General features: G+C 63.9%; 17 protein-coding genes. 4 read left to right on the top strand and 13 right to left on the bottom strand.

What is annotated here, in order from left to right:
* The first annotated feature begins 209 nt into the window (after window positions 1-209).
* Together ispH and hpnH are read left to right on the top strand one after the other, a co-directional pair.
* Window positions 210-1,136, top strand: a complete 927-nt coding sequence (gene ispH / locus L6639_RS22520) for a 4-hydroxy-3-methylbut-2-enyl diphosphate reductase (RefSeq protein WP_237863891.1) — start codon at window positions 210-212, stop codon at window positions 1,134-1,136.
* Between the two features lie 35 nt (window positions 1,137-1,171).
* Window positions 1,172-2,332: an adenosyl-hopene transferase HpnH gene (gene hpnH / locus L6639_RS22515; protein ID WP_237863815.1), complete on the top strand. Its 1,161-nt coding sequence runs from the start codon at window positions 1,172-1,174 to the stop codon at window positions 2,330-2,332.
* 141 nt (window positions 2,333-2,473) lie between these two features.
* On the opposite strand, the gene L6639_RS22510 is transcribed toward hpnH, so the two are convergent.
* From L6639_RS22510 to L6639_RS22475, 8 genes are all read right to left on the bottom strand, one after another.
* Window positions 2,474-2,794 (bottom strand): hypothetical protein, encoded by a 321-nt coding sequence (locus L6639_RS22510; RefSeq protein ID WP_237863814.1) that lies wholly within the window; start codon window positions 2,792-2,794, stop codon window positions 2,474-2,476.
* Window positions 2,795-2,883: 89 nt separating this feature from the next.
* Window positions 2,884-3,693, bottom strand: a complete 810-nt coding sequence (locus L6639_RS22505; protein WP_237863813.1) for a hypothetical protein — start codon at window positions 3,691-3,693, stop codon at window positions 2,884-2,886.
* Between the two features lie 293 nt (window positions 3,694-3,986).
* The gene (locus L6639_RS22500; protein ID WP_237863812.1) at window positions 3,987-4,736 is read right to left on the bottom strand and encodes a phosphorylase; all 750 of its coding nucleotides are present in this window, start codon (window positions 4,734-4,736) and stop codon (window positions 3,987-3,989) included.
* Window positions 4,733-6,685: a squalene--hopene cyclase gene (gene shc / locus L6639_RS22495; RefSeq protein ID WP_237863811.1), complete on the bottom strand. Its 1,953-nt coding sequence runs from the start codon at window positions 6,683-6,685 to the stop codon at window positions 4,733-4,735. The genes L6639_RS22500 and shc overlap by 4 nt, the downstream gene beginning before the upstream one ends.
* A gap of 51 nt (window positions 6,686-6,736) precedes the next feature.
* On the bottom strand, window positions 6,737-7,993 hold the full coding sequence (hpnE, locus tag L6639_RS22490) for a hydroxysqualene dehydroxylase HpnE (RefSeq protein WP_237863810.1): 1,257 nt from the start codon (window positions 7,991-7,993) through the stop codon (window positions 6,737-6,739).
* Window positions 7,993-8,832 carry a presqualene diphosphate synthase HpnD gene (gene hpnD, locus L6639_RS22485; RefSeq protein WP_237863809.1) on the bottom strand — a complete coding sequence of 280 codons (840 nt, stop codon included), beginning with the start codon at window positions 8,830-8,832 and terminating at the stop codon, window positions 7,993-7,995. The genes hpnE and hpnD overlap by 1 nt, the downstream gene beginning before the upstream one ends.
* The gene (gene hpnC / locus L6639_RS22480) at window positions 8,822-9,706 is read right to left on the bottom strand and encodes a squalene synthase HpnC (protein WP_237863808.1); all 885 of its coding nucleotides are present in this window, start codon (window positions 9,704-9,706) and stop codon (window positions 8,822-8,824) included. Before hpnC ends, hpnD begins: the two co-directional genes overlap by 11 nt.
* A gap of 192 nt (window positions 9,707-9,898) precedes the next feature.
* On the bottom strand, window positions 9,899-10,132 hold the full coding sequence (locus tag L6639_RS22475; protein ID WP_237863807.1) for a hypothetical protein: 234 nt from the start codon (window positions 10,130-10,132) through the stop codon (window positions 9,899-9,901).
* Window positions 10,133-10,606: 474 nt separating this feature from the next.
* On the opposite strand from L6639_RS22475, the gene L6639_RS22470 reads away from it, so the two are divergent.
* Together L6639_RS22470 and L6639_RS22465 are read left to right on the top strand one after the other, a co-directional pair.
* Window positions 10,607-11,104 (top strand): hypothetical protein, encoded by a 498-nt coding sequence (locus tag L6639_RS22470; protein ID WP_237863806.1) that lies wholly within the window; start codon window positions 10,607-10,609, stop codon window positions 11,102-11,104.
* 65 nt (window positions 11,105-11,169) lie between these two features.
* Window positions 11,170-12,015: a hypothetical protein gene (locus tag L6639_RS22465; RefSeq protein ID WP_237863805.1), complete on the top strand. Its 846-nt coding sequence runs from the start codon at window positions 11,170-11,172 to the stop codon at window positions 12,013-12,015.
* Between the two features lie 9 nt (window positions 12,016-12,024).
* On the opposite strand, the gene L6639_RS22460 is transcribed toward L6639_RS22465, so the two are convergent.
* The 5 genes from L6639_RS22460 to L6639_RS22440 all read right to left on the bottom strand — a co-directional run bounded on the left by L6639_RS22460 (window position 12,025) and on the right by L6639_RS22440 (window position 19,369).
* Window positions 12,025-12,816, bottom strand: coding sequence for a class I SAM-dependent methyltransferase (locus tag L6639_RS22460; RefSeq protein WP_237863804.1), 792 nt, complete (start codon window positions 12,814-12,816; stop codon window positions 12,025-12,027).
* Between the two features lie 57 nt (window positions 12,817-12,873).
* Window positions 12,874-15,240, bottom strand: a complete 2,367-nt coding sequence (locus L6639_RS22455; RefSeq protein WP_237863803.1) for an efflux RND transporter permease subunit — start codon at window positions 15,238-15,240, stop codon at window positions 12,874-12,876.
* Window positions 15,241-15,445: 205 nt separating this feature from the next.
* On the bottom strand, window positions 15,446-16,231 hold the full coding sequence (eutC, locus tag L6639_RS22450) for an ethanolamine ammonia-lyase subunit EutC (protein ID WP_237863802.1): 786 nt from the start codon (window positions 16,229-16,231) through the stop codon (window positions 15,446-15,448).
* A complete protein-coding gene (locus L6639_RS22445; protein ID WP_237863801.1) occupies window positions 16,228-17,814 on the bottom strand; it encodes a B12-binding domain-containing radical SAM protein in 1,587 nt (528 codons plus the stop codon). The genes eutC and L6639_RS22445 overlap by 4 nt, the downstream gene beginning before the upstream one ends.
* 172 nt (window positions 17,815-17,986) lie before the next feature.
* Window positions 17,987-19,369: an ethanolamine ammonia-lyase subunit EutB gene (locus L6639_RS22440; protein WP_237863800.1), complete on the bottom strand. Its 1,383-nt coding sequence runs from the start codon at window positions 19,367-19,369 to the stop codon at window positions 17,987-17,989.
* Window positions 19,370-19,480: the final 111 nt, after the last annotated feature.

Below are 19,480 nucleotides of genomic sequence, written 5' to 3'. Positions count from 1 at the left end.
TCCTACCCGGAACCCGCGGCTCCTTACACCTTTCCTTATTGCCGATTTTTTGACACAAAGTGCTGTGCCTGCATGCGCCGAGACCCTGATGGGGTGGGCGGTTACCGCGGTTGCGACACCAATGGTGCGGATATTGCAGCGTTGGCCCATATCGGGGTGCCGCCGGGGACAAATAAGCGGATTGGTGCAACTTGCGTGATGGGCGTCCAATGGAAGTTTATCTAGCGCAGCCGCGCGGCTTTTGCGCAGGCGTGGTGCGCGCGATCGAGATTGTCGAGCGGGCGTTGGAGAAATACGGCCCGCCGGTCTACGTGCGCCACGAGATCGTGCATAACAAATACGTCGTCGAGAGCCTGAAGGCCAAAGGCGCTGTCTTCGTCGAGGAGCTGTCCGAGGTTCCGCCGAAGGCCGTGACCGTTTTCAGTGCCCATGGCGTCGCCCGCAGCGTCGAAGTAGAGGCGGCCGCGCGCGACCTTCCGGTGCTGAACGCCACCTGCCCCCTGGTCACGAAAGTTCACAATCAGGGGAAGCGCTACATCACCAAGGGCCGCACCCTGATCCTGATCGGCCATGCCGGCCACCCCGAGGTCGAGGGCACGATGGGCCAGGTTCCCGGCCCGGTTCTGCTGGTCCAGAGCGTCGAAGAGGCCAAGGCCCTGACGCTGCCGGCGGATACGCCAGTGGCCTACATCACCCAGACCACCCTGTCGGTCGACGACACCAAGGGCATTATTGAGGCCCTTCAAGCCAAATTTACAGATATTCAAGGCCCAGACATCCGGGATATCTGCTATGCGACACAGAACCGCCAATCTGCGGTAAGGGACTTGAGCAAGCTGGTCGACGTGATTTTGGTGGTGGGCGCTGCCAATAGCTCGAACTCGAACCGGCTCCGCGAGATCGGCACTGAGGCCGGTGTCGCGAGTTATCTGATCGCCGATGGCCGCGAGCTCAATCCGGAGTGGTTGAAAGGTGCCAGGTCCGTCGGCCTTACGGCCGGCGCCTCGGCGCCCGAGGTGCTGGTGGATGACGTGATCGAAGCGCTGCGGCGGATCGGACCGGTGACGGTTTCGGTGCTCCCGGGCCGCGAGGAAAACATCGAATTCAGGCTTCCGGCCGAACTGGCTGCAAGCTGACCTACCCGAATTTCAAGCCCAGAAAGAAACGTGTAATGGCAATCCCCTTCTTCAAGGAAATGCGTATCGGCGGCTATTTGCTCAAGCAGAAACTGCTTGGCCGCAAACGCTATCCGCTCGTGCTGATGCTCGAGCCGCTGTTCCGCTGCAACCTCGCCTGCGTCGGCTGCGGCAAGATCGACTATCCGGATGCGATCCTCAACCGCCGCATGACCGCCCAGGAGTGCTGGGACGCGGCCGACGAGTGCGGCGCGCCGATGGTGGCTATTCCCGGCGGCGAGCCGCTGATCCACAAGGAGATCGGCGAGATCGTGCGCGGCCTCGTCGCGCGCAAGAAGTTCGTCTCGCTCTGCACCAACGCGCTGCTGCTCGAGAAGAAGCTCGACCTGTTCGAGCCCTCGCCCTACCTGTTCTTCTCCGTGCATCTGGACGGCCTGCGCGACCACCACGACAAGGCGGTGTCGCAGCAGGGCGTGTTCGACCGCGCGGTGTCTGCGATCAAGGCGGCCAAGGCGCGCGGCTTCACCGTCAACGTCAACGCCACCATCTTCGACGGCCATCCGGCCGAGGAGATCGCGAAGTTCCTCGACCTCACCGTCGAGCTCGGCGTCGGCGTCTCGATGTCGCCCGGCTACGCCTATGAGCGCGCGCCGGACCAGGAGCACTTCCTCAACCGCACCAAGACCAAGAAGCTGTTCCGCGACGTCTTTGCGATGGGCAAGGGCAAGAAGTGGAACTTCATGCACTCCGGCCTGTTCCTCGACTTCCTCGCCGGCAACCAGGAATATGAGTGCACGCCCTGGGGCATGCCCGCGCGCAACATCTTCGGTTGGCAGAAGCCCTGCTATCTGCTCGGTGAAGGCTACGCCAAAACCTTCAAGGAGCTGATGGACACCACCGACTGGGAGACCTACGGCACCGGCAAGTACGAGAAGTGCGCCGACTGTATGGCCCATTGCGGCTACGAGCCGACGGCGGCGACCGCAGCGCTGAACAACCCGATCAAGGCGATGTGGGTGTCGCTGCGCGGCATCAGGACCACCGGCCCGATGGCGCCGGAGATCGACATGTCGAAGCAGCGCCCGGCGCAGTACATCTTCTCCGAGCAGGTCCAGAAGAAGCTCTCCGAGATCCGCAAGGACGAGGCCGACGCCGCCACGGCGAAGGCGGCACGGAAGGCTTCGACGGCGGCGTAAGTCGCGCGAGCACGCGCGAACGAAAAAAGGCCCGGTCGCCATCGCGACCGGGCCTTTTCTTTTGCTCACTCTCCCACAAAATGAAAAACAACCCCATGCACAGTAGAAGCGCGATCGCTCGCTGGCATCGGCTCTACCTGGTTAGGTCATTGCAGCGTCGAGCAAATCGGCATCAAACCGGCAAGGATCGCCGCAGCTGCGGCGCGGGTCCGTTTTCGTAACCAGCGGCGCCGTCAGCCGGCCGCGATTAAGACCGACCAAATTTCGTATTTTACGAATATCATTTGACCCGTCGGGCAAAACAGTGGCACTATGCCATGCTGGCAGTTTCGAAAGCGGCACCAGCTGGTCGCTTTCCGCGAGGCACGAAGTCTCGACGCCGCGGTCTTCATTTCGTGCTGAACCAGATACTTCGTGATTGCCGCGGGCTGATAATCTGAGCGACAGCCCCGGCACCGTCACTGTAATTATCGTGATTCACTCCAGGGGTGCAGTCCAGCACTGTCACGGTAGTCGGGGACGAGATGGATTTCGCAAGGGCTCAGCTCATTCTACGAACTAGGCTTCTGAGAAGCACCAAACGATGCAGCGATAACGTCGAATAGCTCAATGTAAGCCCGGATTCCGAGAATACATTCGTCGGGATCAACAGATGCCCAATACAATCGGCTTCCGTAAATGAGCCGATCAAACGCTTCATTCCCTCCCATTTCGAAAACACATTCTGAATCACTTTCATGGAGTATCCGAAAAACCAGAGGGGCTCCCACCCGCTGGGGGTCGCCGCCGAGATCCAGGCCAACCTCGAAGACAAGGCCACAATCCAGCCTCTTATGCCAACGGTTACGGCGGCGCTTGAATGCGAGTGCAACGCAGAACTCATCAATAAAAGGAATGATGCCCCGCTTCTTTCCGGTCCATCCTGTCGTCTGGATTCCCAGACGTGCGCACTCGCGCTTCTGTAACTCTCTTCGAAAGGCGATGTCTTTGTCTCGAAACTCCTGATCGCTCCATGCTCTTTTGAAATGATCGAGCAAACCTTTGATGAGAGGTCCATTCGGAACAGCCGGGTCGACGAAATCCTTTCGGGCAAACAGATCATCCAGAAAGGCAGAGCGATATCGCGGCTCAATGAGGAATCTCCTGAGGTCCGATTGCACCTTTCCGACGGATCGCATCGTCTCCATCGCTACCTCATCCCAATAACGATTGAGCAATTCCGCCTGGCTCGCTCCGCAGAACTCGATCATCCTGTTCTGCCAGGCAGCCGGAATCAGGAAGCCACGTGCCTCGAAGGCACGCTGGGTCGGAACCCGGCCTGGCCAGCTCGCTAAAGCATCAAAAATGGGATGATCGCCCATTCGTGGGACCTCATGAAATTGCAAAACACGTCAGTCCCGTAGGTGGATTGATCCCTTCGCGAAATCCATCCGCTTGTTTCGAAGTTCGCAACTATCCAGCCGACTAAGCTCGCGATCAGTCAGGTGATGGCCGCGACTACGGAGAGCGGGAAGAGATGGGCTTCGCAAGGGCTCAGCCCATCCTAGGGAGTCCCGCTGGTGGCGGACAAGTCGCTCCATTGCGACGACTGCACCAAAACAAAAAGGCCCGATCGCATCGCGACCGGGCCTGTTGTTTTGCCGGGCTGAAAAGCTCAGATCGTCTCCGCCACCAGCGCTTCGCTGTCCACCAGCTCCGTGCCGATCAGGAAATCGCGGCAGCCGCGCAAGGACCGCAGCGCGCGGTTGAAGTCGAGGCCGGTGGAGACCAGGGCGTGGAGCGTGGCCGGGTTGCGGACGATGCCGCGCAGGACGGCGGCGAGGTCGATCTGGCCGTTGGGCTTGATGGCGGCGCGGGCGAGCGCCGGCAGCGCGCGGTGGGCGGGGTCGCTGATGACGCGGACTGCGGCGAACGGCAGGCCGGCCTCGGCGGCGTAGGCGGCGGCGATGTGGCTTTCCATGTCGACGGCGGAGGCGCCGGTTTCCGAATGCAGCGCCGCCTTGCAGGATGAACCCGTGACCACTTCCTCGGCACCGGCGAGGCTGCCGCGCACGACCCGGCGGCGGCCGGAGGTCAGCTTGTCGATGAGGTCGTCGCTGAGCGACAGCCCGGCCCCCCAGCGGGCATCGCCGGAGAGTACCTCGGTCGCCACCACGACGTCGCCGGAGCGCAAGCTCGGATCGAGCCCGCCGGCGACGCCGAACGAGATCACGCCGCGAATCGTCTCGGGGTCCACCACCGTCAGGAGCGCGCGCAATTGTGTCGGGCTGCTGGACGAGCAAATGACCGCCATGCCGGGGCCGGCGGCAATGCGGGCCTCCTGGACAAGTCCGGTCACGATCAAGATCGGCCGCGGATCAATGGCATTGCCCGCAGTAAAATAGTCCCCCGTCCCCAAAGTCACATCCCGACCCCTACCACCCTGCTGTTGGTGTTCCGCAAGTTCCGATACCGCGCCAGCGCCCACAGCGGGAAGAACTTTGGGTAACCATGATATCGCAGATAGAACACGCGGGGGAAGCCTGTGGCGGTGTACCGCTGCTCGTCCCACAGTCCTTTTTCGTTTTGTGTTGCAATCAGGTACTCCACCCCGCGGGCGACGGCCGGGTGATCAACCTCGCCAGCAGCCATCAGGGCAAGCAAGGCCCATGCCGTTTGCGAGGCGGTCGAGGGGGCGGGTTCCCAGCCCCGGTAGTCCAGCCGGTAGCTGACGGCGTCCTCGCCCCAGCCGCCGTCCTTGTTCTGGATCGAGGCCAGCCAGGCGGCGGCCTTGCGCATCATGGGGTCGTCGTGGCGGACACCGGCCATGTTGAGGGCACACAGCACCGACCAGGTTCCGTAGATGAAGTTCATGCCCCAGCGCCCGTACCAGGACCCCTCGGGGTGCTGGGTCTTGCGTAAGTAGGCGACGCCGGCGGCGACGTGCTTGCTTTTAGCTTCGGTCTCGCCGAGCTGCGCCAGCATCGAAATGCAGCGCGCCGTGACGTCCTCGGTCGGGGGATCGAGCAGCGCGCCGTGGTCCGAGAACGGGATGTTGTTCAGGTAATATTCGAGGTTGTTGACGTCGAAGGCGGCCCAGCCGCCGTCGTCGCTCTGCATGCCCTCGATCCACTCCCGGCCGCGGTCGATCGCGGCGTCATAGCCGGTGGCACCATGCTCCCGGCGCATCCGGTCCATCGACATCACCACCACGGCGGTGTCGTCGAGATCGGGGTAATGGGCATTGTTGTACTGGAAGGCCCAGCCGCCTGGACGCACATCCGGCCGCTTCGCCGCCCAGTCGCCCTTCACCTCGAGCTCTTGTTTGGGGATCAGCCAGTCGAGGCCCTGCTTGGCCGCAGGCACCGCCTTGTCGCCGCCGGCTTCCAGCAGCGCATGCGCCGTCAGCGTCGTATCCCACACCGGCGAGACGCAGGGCTGGCAGTAGGCCTCGTCGCCGTTGAACACGAGCAGCTTGTCGATGCCCCGGCGCGTGATCGCGCGCGGCGGGAAGTTCTCGTCCTTGCCGAGCGCGTCGTACATCATGACGATGTTGGCCATGGGCGGATAGATCGCGCCCATGCCGTCCTCGCCATTGAGCCGCTCTTCGGTGAAGGCAAGCGCCGCATCGATCGCGCGCTTGCGCAGGCTCTTCGGAAACAGCGGCTCGATCACGCGCAAGATCGCATCCAGCGAACGGAATAGCAGGAACCAGGCCATGCTCTGGTGCGGCGCCTTCGCGGTCATGCCGATCGAGCGCGGATCCTGCAGGAACAGCTCGTCGATGCCGACGCCTTTAGGATTCCTCGCCCGCGGCTTCAGCGCCGCGATCACCATCAGCGGCACCATGGTGGTGCGCGCCCAATAGGAGATCTTGTTGAGATGGAATGGCGACCAGAACGGCAGCAGCATGATCTCGATCGGCAACACCGGCACCGCGCGCCAGGTCACGACGCCGAAGGTCGCGAGCAGGAAGCGGGTGAAGACGTTGCTGTTGATCGCACCGCCACGGGCGTGGATCGCCTGCCGCGCGCGCACCATGTGCGGGCTGTCCACGGAATCGCCGATCATCTTCAGCGCGAAGTACGCCTTCACGCTGGCGCTCATGTCGAACTCGCCATCATGCACCAGCGGCCAGCCGCCATGGGCGCCCTGGACGCGGCGCAGATAGTTGGCGATCTTGGCCTCGAGCGCGGTGTCGACCGGCTCGGCGAGATAATGACGCAGCAGGATGTATTCGGCCGGAATGGTGCAGTCGGCCTCGAGCTCGAAGACCCAATGGCCATCGGCTTGCTGGAAGCCGATCACGCCCTGCGTGGCCGACGCAATGCTCGATTCCAAAGCTTCGCGGCTGGTCGCGTTCACGGAATCCATGTCGCTCGATTGCTCCTGGCGTCGATTTGAAAGTGACCGGGACATTGCCCGTCAGGCCCGCTTTGCGGCCAGCACCAGATCGGCGGCGCGATCACCCGACCGGACCGATCCCTCGATCGTTGCAGGCAATCCCGTAGCAGTCCAGTCACCGGCGAGAAACAGGTTTTTCAGCGACGTGACCGGCCCCGGACGCAGGGCATTCTGGGCCGGCGTTGCCGCGAATGTGGCACGGCGCTCGCGCACGATCTGCCACGGGGGCAGCTCGCCGGAGACCCCACCGGCCGCGCAGACGTCGTTCCAGATCGTCTGGGCCAGTTCCTCGCGCGGCATGTCGACCAGGCGGTCGCCATTGCTGATGGTGACGGAGAGCCGGTTCGGGAAGGCGAACAGCCATTCCACGACGCCGCCGATCACGCCGAGGATCGGCGCCGATCCCGGCGGCGGCTCGAAGCGGAAATGCGCATTCACGATGGCGCGGAATTCAGTCGGCGCGGTCAGCCCCGGCAGCAGGCTCGTCGCGGCACGCGGCGGCACCGCCATCACGATCACGTCGCCTTCGCTGAGCTGGATCACGTCCTCGCCGCCGAAATTCAGCGCGCTGACCTTGCCGTCGCTGTTGACGAAGGAGCGCAGCTCATGGCCGAGTTGAACCGTGTGTCCCCGGTCCTGAAGGAATTTCACGGCGGGCTCGATCAGCACGGCGCTGAGCCCATCGCGCGCGATCAGCGGACGACAGGCCTGCCCGCCCGCCAGCAGCGTCTCGCGCACGATCGCGCCGGCAAGCCCGGCCGAGCCTTCGGGCGGATCGACATTGAGCGCCGCTAGCAGCAGCGGCTGCACCAGGCGATGATAGAGCGTGCCTTCGCAAGGAATGGATTTTCCGACCAGCGTCTGTTCCGATGCCCAGATCAGCGGCGCCAGCTTGAGATAATCGGTGAGACTCGTATCTGGGACCCGGCGGCCCTCATCAAGCACCCAGGTCGGCAACCGGCCGGTGCCGAGATCGATCTGCCAGCGCTGCCCGGTCTTGATGTCGACGAAGGGAAACTGCGCGCTTTCAGGCCCGACCAGGCCCGCCTCGGTGCCGATCGAGCGTGCATAGGCGCGCGCGTGGCTGTTGCCGGACAGCAGCAGATGATTGCCGTTGTCGATGGTGAGATTGGTGGCGCCGTCGAAATAGGAGCGGCAGCGGCCGCCGGCCTGGTGCGTCGCCTCGTGCACGGCGACCTTGTAGCCGGCATTGGCGAGCCGCACAGCGGCGGAGAGGCCGGAAATTCCAGCGCCGATGATGTGAGCTGTGTTTTGCATCAGATGAAAGCGTAGCGGAGCAGGATCAAAATGCGTGTGACCTTCGACACACGCACGGGCTCGCGCGGTGCGTTGAAGCCGCGCGCGATCAGGAGGTCCAGGATGGAATGGTAGTACTTCGACATGATCCGCGGCGCGCGCACCGCGCGACGCTTGTTGCGGCTCATGATCTCGTCCGACTTCTCGAAATGCGCTTTCGCACGCTGCGTCAGGGGCAGGCAGACCTTCGGCAGCGCGCGCTCGGCGATCACGCGGTTCGGATCGTTGGAGGTGATGCCGGCATGCAGCAGCGCTTCGCGCGGCAGATAGAGCCGGCCAAGGCCCGCGTCCTCGTCGATGTCGCGCAGGATGTTGGTGAGCTGGAGCGCACGGCCGAGGTGATACGCCAGCAGGATGCCGTCCTCTTCCGGCAGGCCGAACACCCGCACCGACAGCCGTCCCACGGCGCTGGCGACACGATCGCAGTAGAGATCCAGCGTCGCCATGTCCGGCGCGCGAATGTCCTGCGGCACGTCCATCTCCATGCCGTCGACGATGGCCAGGAAATCTTCCCGCTTGAGCCCAAAAGTCTTCACCGAGGCGACGTAGTCCTTCAGCCGCGGCGGCGGATTGCCCTGGTAGAGCGCATCGATGTCGTTGCGCCATTCCTGCAGCGCGGCCAACCGCTGGTCGCGCGAACCGTCGGAATCGGCGATGTCGTCGACCTGGCGGCAGAAGCTGTAGATCTGGAACATCGCCTCGCGCTGGTCGCGCGGCAGGATCCGCATCGCAGCGTAGAAGGAGCTGTTCGATGCGGACGAGCCATAATTGGCGCTGGGCGCGGTCGCCTCAAGCGTCATGGGCAGTCCCCGGATTGGTGATGGTTTTGCGGCCGATCGCACGGCGGCCGAGTTCACCGGCGATGCCGGCAAGGCTGAAGGTGAGCAGTTCGAACTTGTTCAGGTGCACGCGCTCGCGCAGGGGATCGCGCACTTTCAAGAGGCGCACGATACGGTCCGCATAAGCCTGGATCACCGCGACGTCGACGCCGAGGCGGACATCCCGGATCTCGGCGCTCAGCGACCTGCCCTCGCCCAGCAGCGCTTCGTTGCGCACCGCGAGCGACTGCAGGCAGGCCAGCATCGCCGGCGGCGACTGCGCCAGGCCGAGCTGCTCGACCGAGGCGCCGCTTGCGGCGAGCGCATCGCGCGGCAGATAGACGCGATTGAGCTCGCGATAATCCTTGCCGCAATCCTGGAGGTGGTTGTTGATCTGGAGGCCCGCACACAGCGCATCCGACGCCGCCCAGGTCGAGGTGCTTTCGCCATGGACGTCGAGCATGAAGCGGCCGACCGGCATCGCCGAATAACGGCAATAGTGGATGACCTCGTCCCAGGTCTCGTAGCGCAGCTTGGTTACGTCCATGCGGAACGCGATCAGCACGTCGAGCGCGTGGCGCGGCGCCATGCCGCGCTCGGCGAGCGCGCGCCGCAAGGTGACGGCCTCGGCCTGGGTCTCGCCCTTGCCGAGCAGTTCCGCCTCGAGCAGGTCGAGATAACGCAGCTTCTCGTCCGCCTGCAGGGTGGCGTGATCAGCGATGTCGTCGGCGGTCCGGACGAAATTGTAATAGGCCAGGATCAGGGCGCGATGACGCGGATGAATGATCCAGGACGCGACGGGAAAATTCTCGTCGCGGTCACCCTTGCCGGATCGCAATTCGCTCGCAGAGGTCATCGAGGGCTGATCAACAATCGTTTGGACAGAAGGGGCTTTTGCGTTCGCGCGGGCTCATGCCGGCGACGCCGCCGCGGCCCCCATATAGGGGAATACGGCCGCAAAACCAATCCTGTCGCGCGATGGCAGCCCTCTGCGGATCCGGCCTGAAAAAGGCGGCCCAGGGCCGCCTTTGTGGGCCAGTGGCCGAGCTTATTGGTTGTGGTCCTTCAGGACCTGGTCGCAGGCCTGCGAGATCTTGGACCGGTTCTCCTTGAGGCAGGCCAGGATGGTGAAATCGCCCTGGTCGATAACCGGACGGCAGAACTTCTGCACATCGCGCGTGCAGGCCTTCTGCTCGGCATCCGTGCCACGCCCCTGCTGGGCGAACGCAGCCGTGGACAGGGTTGCCGACAGCACGGTGAGAGCGACGAGAAGCTTACGCATTGTATTCCTTCATTCTGACGGCAGAATCGCACCAATCCCGGGCAGCACAGGGCCGACGGGAACGGATTGTTCTGTTGGCAAGTTGCCACGGAGAGTGCGGCACCGGAGAAGGCACAAGCACTGGTAAATGCGGCCAAATTGGCGCCGCGTTCACCAAATCAGGTCTTCCCTCGGTCTTCATTGGCAGATGTAAGGGCTTGATACTACGTCATAATTCTGGCACGTGGTGTTTTACTGCATACCTGTTGCAGCGCTGCATCTGTCCGACCGGCCATTTGGGCCGGAAACATATGGAAACAGAGGGAAATCGGGGCCGGACCTTAGGCAAGGCCGCTTCGCGCGCCTGACATCGCGGGCGACTAGGCTTATCCGGCACAGAAGCTTGAACCTGACACAGGCTCACAACACTAAACTTTCGATGTGGCGAGACGGCTTGCGATGAAGCAGGCGTGGTTCCAAAACGGGATATTGATGATGAAATTCTTTGGGCGATCTGAACTGGCACTCAAGGCAGCCGGCATCGGTGCGGCGCTGCTCTTCTCGGTTGCGGCAAGCCACGCTCAGTCGTCCGGCCCGTTCGCCGGTTTCGACGGCGCGTGGACCGGCACCGGCACGGTGTCGCTGTCCGACGGCTCGACCGAGCGCATCCGCTGCAAGGCGGACTACAAGGTCGCCGGCACCGGCCTCAGCCTCAAGCAGGCGCTGCACTGCGCCTCCGACAGCTACAAGTTCGACCTCACCAGCGACGTGACGAGCCAGGGTGACCGCATCTCCGGCAATTGGAGCGAGGCCAGCCGCAACATCTTCGGCAATCTGCAGGGCACCGCCGGCGGTGGCCAGATCGAAGTGTTCGTCGAGGCCAACGGTTTTGCCGCCAACCTGACGCTGCGCACCAACGGCACCAAGCAGACGGTGCAGATCTCGTCCAAGGGCGAGATCCGCGGTGTCAATATCACGATGACGAAGGGCTGATTGCCAGTCTCCGCTTGAAAAGGACCGAGCCCCCGGTTTTCGCGAGCCGGGGGCTTTTCGCTGACATGAACCCGTTTCGCAGACACCTGCTCAAGGCCATCGGACTCCTCGCCGCCGTTCCCGCGTGGGCCAGTGATGATCAGTCAATCCAGCAAGGCAAGGACATGCAGCCGTCGTCAGTGAAGCCGCGCCACGTGCTCTGTTTCCTCGGCAAGGACGACGGTCTGCTTCATCCGCCGAAAGCCGTCGCAACGATGATCGCCGATTTCGGCTTCGAGATCGACCGCACCTATTCGCAAGCAAAACCCGATCCGCACATGGAGCGATCATTCGGTGTGTGCTGGGACCGCACCTTTCCCAATGCCTGGTCCGCCGCCGATGAGGCCGCTGTCGCCAACCACAAATCGGTTCTCTACGTGCTGAGCCCGCCGATGGAGCGGGAGAAGACGGTCGCCTATTCCGCCGCAGCCTTGCGCATCGTCGAGGCGATGATCGAGGCGGGAGCCACCGCCGCCAAAGGCGAGAGCGCCGGCGTCGCGCATGGTCTCAAACGGTGGATGCAGCTGGCCTCCGAGTGCAAGGCGGCGGCGAAAACAAACCAGGGCCTCGCCGTCACGGCAGCGATGAGCCGGGTCTGCCGCCTCGCCTTCGCCAAGCGTCCACTCGGCGGCGACGTCTATTATGAAAGCGTCGGCTACCATTTCGTCGGGCTGCCGGAGATCTACGTCGCGAAGTCGCGCGGCAGCGACCGCGATGCGGCCAGGCTCATGGACGAGATCGCCGATGACATGGCCGCGGACGGCGTCGATGCAATTCTGCGTGCGCGCAACCTCGCACTTTCGCGCGGATCGCACTACGCCGAGGACGATTTCAAGTTCGACCCGTACGGGATCGTCCACGTCGAGGCGTAAGGCCGCGGATCACGGCTTGCGCGCGATGCATTCGCACCGGCATCTGAAATAAACCGCGTCGGGATCGCAGCCCCAGGCGTCCCAGCCGGCAAGCGCGGTCTCAATCTCGTCGGCGGTCGCGAGCGACTTGCCTACAAGCTGCGGCCCGAGACCGAGCAGGCTCTGCCGCGCATCCGCGACGGCTTCAGTGCGGCTTGCAGCATCGGCGCTGTGGTTGACATAGCTCGCGCCGGCCCAGACCGGCGTGAAGCCGTGCGCGCGAAGAACGGCGCTCTGTCGGCGGCCGAAGCGAAGTGCCTCGGGATCGTCGTGCTCGTACCAGCGCTGCCAGAGATCGAGCGCGAGGCGCACGCCGTCAACCTCAGGATGGAGAATGTTGCCGCCAACATCGGCGTCACGCGTGCCCAGCAGGCCACCCGGCCTCAGCACACGTCGCGCTTCGGCCAGCGTTTTCGCCAACATCGCCTGGCTCTGATGGTAGAGCACCGCATGACAGAATATCGCGTCGAACGCACCGTCCTCGAACGGAAGCGCGGTCATGTCGGCTTCGACAAAGGACAGATTGGTCAGGCCCGCATGCGCGGCAAGCTGCCGGGCTGACGCGATCGCGTTCGGATTGATATCAACGCCGATCGCCGTGCCCACGCTCTCCGCAAGCGCGGCCGTGATCGTTCCCGGGCCGCAGCCGATGTCGAGCAGCCTCATACCGGGGCTAAGGAACGGCACGAAGAAGGCGGCCGCATCGCCGCCCCGCTTCTGCTGAAACGCCGTGATCGCGCCGTCGTGCCTGATATCGCGCATGAAACCTCCGAACCGCAGCCAGCGTGCTGCGATTCGGTGGCCGCGTGATGACCCCGCTCAGATCGCCGGCTTGTCCGTGCCGTGAAGCCTGGCGTGGAGGTTGATCAGCCACATCGCCGTCGGCCGCAGGATGAAGAGGTCGGCGACCAGCGCCGCCACCATCGAGAAGGCGCTGAGCCAGCCGAACAGCCGCAGCGACGGCAGGTCCGAGAACACGGTGACGACGAGGCCGCAGGCCAGCACCACCGTGGTCAGGATCAGCGCCGGGCCGACCAGCACGGTCGCGCGCTCGACCGCGAGCGCCGAACCGACGCCGGGTTTACTCTCGAGCCTCAGGCGGTTGAGGAAGTGGATGGTTGCGGACAGGCCGAGGCCGAACGAGACGGTGAGCGCGACGACGCTGGCGAATTGCAGCCCTTCGCCCATCGCCCACAGCACCGTTCCCGACATCACCACCGGGAAGATGCCCGGCAGGATGCAGGCGAACATCACGACCCAGGAGCGGAAGGCAAGGCCTATGAAGATCGCAACCAGCGCGAATTCGACGGTGAGACCGCGATTCAGCTTCTCGATCATGCCGGCCGAGTTGCGTGCGGCGATGGCGGCAAGACCGGTGACGGCGACTTCGTAGCCGGGATGCTTCTTGCGGACGGCGTCGAGCTCGGTATCGAGCTTGTCGACGATCGGCAGAAGCTGGCTGGAGTCCTTGTCCGGCACGCGGCCGGCCACGACCACCGCATCCTGCTCGGCGTCGATGAAGCGCCGCACCAGATGTTCGGGGATGACACCCACATATTCCTTGAGGGTCGCGACGTCGTCGCTCCCGGCCTTTTCGGCGAGCCACCGGCGCAGCGTTTCCAGCGACCAGACGTTGCCGACGCCGGCGGCCTTCTCGACGGTCGCATGCACGTCGGCGATGGTTTGCAATGTCTCCGGCGAGTAGAGCGATTCACCCTTGGGGAACGTGATCAACACGTTGACCGGGTTGGCGCCCGTCAGCTTGGCATCGAGCCGGTTGCTTGCGGCGACCGCCTGGCGCTTGTCCGGCACCTGGTCGGCGAGCCGGTAGCGCGGCTGCAGATTGGCGTAGATGACGCCGAGGCTGGCGACGAACAGCAGCGCGATCAGGCTGAACAGGCCGGGCCGGCCGACCATGCGCACCGCGATCCAGTAGCAGAAATTGCGCAGCGCCTGCACGCCGGCATCCGCGCTCTGGAACTTGACCGCAAAGATCTTCTCGTTGCGCACGAACAGCACGCCGAACACGGGCACCAGCGACAGCACCGTGATGAGCGCGATGATGGTGGCAGCCAAGCCCGCCTCGCCGAACTTGCGGATCAGGTCGGAGTCCGAGAACTGCAGCGCGATGAAGGAAATGCCAGCGGTGCCGTGCGTCAGCACGCAGGCGGGCCCCACCACCAGCACCGCGTTCCTGAACGCGGTGAACTTGTCCTGGCCCGCGATCAGCCGGTCGCGCGCGGCGAAAGTCAGCTGCATCGAGTCCGAAAACGAGATCACCATGATGAGCGGCGTCATCACGTTCAGGAACATGTTGAGATTGAAATTGGCCCAGCCGAGCGCGCCAAGCGCGATCAGAATCGCGATCATCGGCGGGAACGCCGCCACCACCATGAACGAGATCTTGCGGAAGAAGATGATGGCGATGATGCAGCCGGCGAGAATGCCGAGGATGTTGTAGGTGAGGCCGTCGCGCTCGACCGCGTTGCGGATCTCGAGCTGCATCACCGGCACGCCCGAGAGCTGCACGCTGAGCCCGGTGTCGCCGAGATCCTCCTTCATCAGCGCGCGGATGTCGCCGACGGTCTTGGTCAGCTTGCTGGAGGCGACCACCTGCGGATCGAGCGAGAGCACGATCAGCGCCAGCGTGCCGTCCTCCGACAACAGCTTGCCGCGGATGATCTCGTTGTTTTTGACAGTCTCGATGAACTGGTCATAGGCCGCGCCCTCGGGCAGCTCGGCCGGGAACAGCGCCGCCGGCAGCTTGCCCGGCGCCGGCGCCTGGCGCGCCGAGAACAGCGAGACCAGGCCGCGGGTGCCCTCGACCAGTTGCATGTCGGTGACGAAATCACGGAGCTTCTCGAGGTTATTCCGCGCCAGTAGTTTTTGGCCCTCGACCACGACGAGGACGTCGAATTCCTCGGCCGGGAACTTCTTGGTCACCTCTTCGTACTGCCGGAATTCGCGGGTGTTGGAGCGGAACAGCTGCGACAGCGAATCGTCGATCTTGATCCGCTCGATGCCGAACACGGCGGCGACGATCAGCGCGACCAGGATGATGCAGGAGACGATCGGCGCCCGGACCGCGATCAGCCCGATACGCTCCAGCCCAAAGGCAATGGAGGACGCAGGCCCCTGCTCGACCTTGTCGACATGAACCTCATTCTCGCGGTGCTTTTCGAGCATGCCTTGTCCAGTTCCTAAATCGGCTCTAGCTGTGAGCTTATTGCGCCCCGCGAACGGCTTGAAAACGCCATACCAATGGGAGGCTTGCCCTTTGAAAATGCGCGGAAAATCGCCGGCAGCGGTTTAGCAGGTCAAGCGCCCTTCTCGCAAGCACGCCGGCGGTCTCCGAATCGATCAAGATGCGGCGATTTTGCCGGAATGTCCGTCATTCTGGCACAGCCGTGCCGATTCGACGCGGGGCGCGGTCGGCGCTTTCGTCCTTGAGCGCCACGCCCGTGACCTGGCGCGCCAGCCCCTCGCGGACCAGCCAGGCGATCTTGATGGCCGCCGCGTCGTAGCTCAACCCGGCCTTGTGGATATTGGACACGCAGTTGCGCTCGGCATCAGTCAGGCCGGGCTTCGGCGCGAAGGTCAAATAGGCCCCGAGGCTGTCGGGCGCTGACAGCCCCGGCCGCTCGCCGATCAGCATCACAACCATGCGGGCGCCGAGAATCGCGCCGATCTCGTCACCGAGCGCGACCCGCGCGCCTGAGGCGACGACAACGCGGCCGACCGCGACAGCGTCGTCCCCAGCCAGCAGCGTTAACAGGCTTTGCAGCAGTGCCACCGCATGGGCGTGGACCGCGGCGGCCGACAAGCCGTCGCCGATGACGATCGCAAGCTGGCATGGCGCGATGCCAAGGTCCGCCAGTGCCGCGGCGGAGCCGGCGTCGAGCTGACGTCCAAGATCGGGCCGGCGCAGATAATCGGCGCGATCGGTGGCACGGCTGCTGACCACGGTGGCGCCGAGGCCGAGCGCCCTCACCCCGGCAATCACACCCGGCGCGTCGAAAGCGGCATGCACGGCATCGCGGGCGCGGGCGTGGGCCAGTGTGAAAGCGAGCAGCGGTTTGGTCGGCAGGCTCGCGCCGCTGCGCCCGAGCGCGACGCGCGCCGGCGTGAGCGACTTGAGGTCGATGATCGGGCGGGCCGGAACGGGCTCGTCGGTCATTCGGCGGGAACGGAGGCTTCGCGCAACCTGATCGAATAGTTCGAGGCGTTCTGCTCGCCGCTGGTGGCCGCCCGCGCAAAGGTGATGAGATGATGCGCGATCATGGTGCAGCCGATCAGGCCCTCCATGTCACCGCGCTTGATGCGTCCGAGCGCAAACTTCCAGAACACGCGCCTGTAATCGCCGAGCACGCCGACCTTCCAGAAGATGTTGCGCAGCATGACGAGGCCGCGGCGGATGTTGGCCCAGGTCTTCATCTCGTCCGGCACCGGCATCTTGAGGCGATGAGGATAAACCTCGTCGCATTGATACTGGAAGCGCTCGTAAACCTTCTCCGGCTGGTAGGCGACACTCATGGCGTGCTTCCAGGACGCGACAACTTCGTCATAAGGCAGCAGGAAGTCGACGTTGGAATCGCGCCCCTCATCGTCGACCAGACGCCCTTCCCTCTCCAGTCGGTCCCACAACGGCGTCTTCGGCAGGGCCTGAAGCAGGTTGATGGTGAGCAGCGGAATGCGCGACTCCTCCACGAAGGCGAGCAGCGCCTCCGACGTATTGGCCTTGTCAGTGTCGAGCCCCATGATGATGCCTGACACCACCTCCATTCCGTAGGAATTGATGGTGCGCACGCCCTCGAGGATCGGGACCATCATGTTGTGGTCCTTGTGCATGGCCTTCAGCGCGTCCGGGTCCGGCGTTTCGATGCCGCAGAAGATGGTGATGAAATAAGCCTCGCGCATCTTCTTGAGGATCTCGGGGCGCTTGGCGATGTTGAGCGTTGCCTCGCAGGCAAGCCGCACCACATAGCCGGTCTTCTTTTGCCATTCGATGAGGTGCGGCAAGAGATCCATTGCGGCCTTGCGGTTGCCGATGAAGTTGTCATCGACGAAGTAGACCGTGTCGGTCATGCCGCATTCACGCAGGCGGTCGAGCTCGGCAATGATCTGCTCCGGCGACTTGATGCGCGGGTTGCGGCCATAGAGGCCGGGGATGTCGCAGAACTCGCACTCATACGGACAGCCGCTGGAATACTGAATGCTGCCGAGGAAGTACCGTTTCACATCGGCGAGCTCATAGGCCGGGATCGGAAACTCCGTCATCGGCACGCGATCCTTGGTGGTCAGCACCACCTGGACGTCGGGACGCGACGTATCGCGCGACAGAATATCGATCAGTTGATTGGTGGCATCGCCAAGCTCGCCGACATGGAGATAGTCGAACGACGGATAATAGTCCGGGCACGCGCTGACCGAAGGGCCGCCGAGCGCGACCGGCAGGTCGAATTCATGCGCACGGCGGCAGATGTCGTTCATCTGCTGGCGCTGGATGTGCATGCCGCTGACGAAGACGGCCTCTGCCCATTCGAACTCCTCCTTGGTCGCGCGGCGGAGGTTCTCGTCGACGAATTTGACCTGCCATTCCTTCGGCAGGTAGGCCGCGAGCAGCAGCAGACCCTGCGGCGGCATGAAGGCACGGACGCCATCGGTTAGCGGATAAGCGTGCTCGAAGGTGCCGAAGGATGAGGTGTAACGCGGAAAGACGCAGAGAATATGCCGGCTCGTTCCGTTGCTTTCAGCGCGCATCGAACTTCCCCCAACCACGTTCCACGAACGATCCTGACGAGGTCTCCAGAAACATAGCGTAACGCTGCGACCGGAATTCCTCAATATTGTGGCATCAAACTAATTCCTGAGACACGCCAAGGGTTTCCCCGGTTCACGGCGGCAGACGGGGTTTTCGCGAGGTTTTTCCGCATCACGCGATCAGCCGCGCGGCAAAATCGGGCAAAAGGCCCGCGTCGCCGGCAAGCCTGAAGTCGGCCCCGGCAATACCTGATAGCACCAGCCAATCGTCGAACTCGGGCGCGCGGGCCACACCGAAGACGTCGCGGACATAGAGCGCGTCGTGGAAGGAGGTGGACTGGTAGTTCAGCATGACGTCATCGGCGCCGGGCACGCCCATGATGAAGGTGACGCCGGCCGCGGCCAGCAGCGTCAGGAGATTGTCCATGTCGTCCTGGTCCGCCTCGGCATGGTTGGTGTAGCAGATGTCGATGCCGAGTGGCAGGCCGAGCAGCTTGCCGCAAAAATGATCCTCCAGGCCTGCCCGGATGATCTCCTTGCCGTCGTAGAGATATTCCGGGCCGATGAAACCGACCACGCTGTTGACCAGCAATGGCGCATAGGCGCGGGCCACCGCATAGGCGCGCGCCTCGCAGGTCTGCTGGTCGACGCCGTGATGGGCGCCCGCCGACAATGCCGAGCCCTGGCCGGTCTCGAAATACATGACATTGTCGCCGACCGTGCCGCGCTTCTGCGACAGCCCGGCCGCGTGCGCCTCCTTCAGCAGCGCGAGGTCGATGCCAAAGCTGCGGTTGGCGGCCTCGGTGCCGGCGACCGACTGGAAGACGAGGTCGACTGGAACGCCCTGCCCGATCAGCGACAGCGTCGTGGTGACATGGGTCAGCACGCATCCTTGCGTCGGGATTTTCAGCCGCGCGACGATCTCGTCCAGCAATCGCAGCAATTGGCCAATCACAGCCGGATCGTCGCTGGCCGGATTGATGCCGATGCAGGCGTCACCGGCCCCGAGCAGAAGGCCGTCGAGGATCGAGGCGGTGATGCCCTTCGCATCGTCGAAGGGGTGGTTGGGCTGCAGCCGCGTGCTCATCCGCCCCTTCAGGCCGATGGTGTTGCGGAAGGCGGTCGTGACCTCGCATTTCCGTGCCGCCAGGATCAGGTCCTGGTTACGCATCAGCTTTGACACTGCGGCGGCCATTTCCGGGGTGATACCGGGCGCGAGCTTGCGCAACATCTCAGGGGTGGCGGCGTCCGACAGCAGCCAGTCGCGGAATCCGCCGACGGTCAACGAGGCCACCGGCGCGAAGGCCCTGGCGTCATGGCTGTCGATGATCAAGCGGGTGACCTCGTCGGCCTCATAGGGAATGACGGCCTCCTGCAAGAACTGGCCGAGGGGGACGTCGGCCAGCGCCATCCGCGCGGCGATCATCTGCTCCGCGCTTCCGGCGGCAATCCCGGCCAGCCGGTCGCCTGAGCGCGGCGGTGTCGCCTTGGCCAGGAGGTCGCGCAGGTCGGCGAAGGCATAGGTCGTGGCGTCGATGGTGTGGCGATAGACCAAAGGCCCCTCCGGGTTCGTCGGCCAGTGACCGACCCCCGGTCGATCCCGAAGGCGGCGCTGGCATCAGGGAATACGCGCTCGGCGGCTTGTGCGCACGCCCGATGTTCGGGG

Origin of the sequence: Bradyrhizobium zhengyangense, assembly GCF_022012555.1 — a bacterium.
GTDB classification, from domain to species: domain Bacteria; phylum Pseudomonadota; class Alphaproteobacteria; order Rhizobiales; family Xanthobacteraceae; genus Bradyrhizobium; species Bradyrhizobium zhengyangense.
This window is presented reverse-complemented; position numbering and strand designations above follow the sequence as displayed.

Coding starts and splice junctions, on each gene's coding strand:
- ispH (WP_237863891.1), top strand. CDS start 210: ATGGAAGTTTATCTAGCGCAGCCGCGCGGCTTTTGCGCAGGCGTGGTG.
- hpnH (WP_237863815.1), top strand. CDS start 1,172: ATGGCAATCCCCTTCTTCAAGGAAATGCGTATCGGCGGCTATTTGCTC.
- L6639_RS22505 (WP_237863813.1), bottom strand. CDS start 3,693: ATGGGCGATCATCCCATTTTTGATGCTTTAGCGAGCTGGCCAGGCCGG.
- shc (WP_237863811.1), bottom strand. CDS start 6,685: ATGGATTCCGTGAACGCGACCAGCCGCGAAGCTTTGGAATCGAGCATT.
- hpnE (WP_237863810.1), bottom strand. CDS start 7,993: ATGCAAAACACAGCTCACATCATCGGCGCTGGAATTTCCGGCCTCTCC.
- hpnD (WP_237863809.1), bottom strand. CDS start 8,832: ATGACGCTTGAGGCGACCGCGCCCAGCGCCAATTATGGCTCGTCCGCA.
- hpnC (WP_237863808.1), bottom strand. CDS start 9,706: ATGACCTCTGCGAGCGAATTGCGATCCGGCAAGGGTGACCGCGACGAG.
- L6639_RS22475 (WP_237863807.1), bottom strand. CDS start 10,132: ATGCGTAAGCTTCTCGTCGCTCTCACCGTGCTGTCGGCAACCCTGTCC.
- L6639_RS22470 (WP_237863806.1), top strand. CDS start 10,607: ATGAAATTCTTTGGGCGATCTGAACTGGCACTCAAGGCAGCCGGCATC.
- L6639_RS22465 (WP_237863805.1), top strand. CDS start 11,170: ATGAACCCGTTTCGCAGACACCTGCTCAAGGCCATCGGACTCCTCGCC.
- L6639_RS22460 (WP_237863804.1), bottom strand. CDS start 12,816: ATGCGCGATATCAGGCACGACGGCGCGATCACGGCGTTTCAGCAGAAG.
- L6639_RS22455 (WP_237863803.1), bottom strand. CDS start 15,240: ATGCTCGAAAAGCACCGCGAGAATGAGGTTCATGTCGACAAGGTCGAG.
- eutC (WP_237863802.1), bottom strand. CDS start 16,231: ATGACCGACGAGCCCGTTCCGGCCCGCCCGATCATCGACCTCAAGTCG.
- L6639_RS22445 (WP_237863801.1), bottom strand. CDS start 17,814: ATGCGCGCTGAAAGCAACGGAACGAGCCGGCATATTCTCTGCGTCTTT.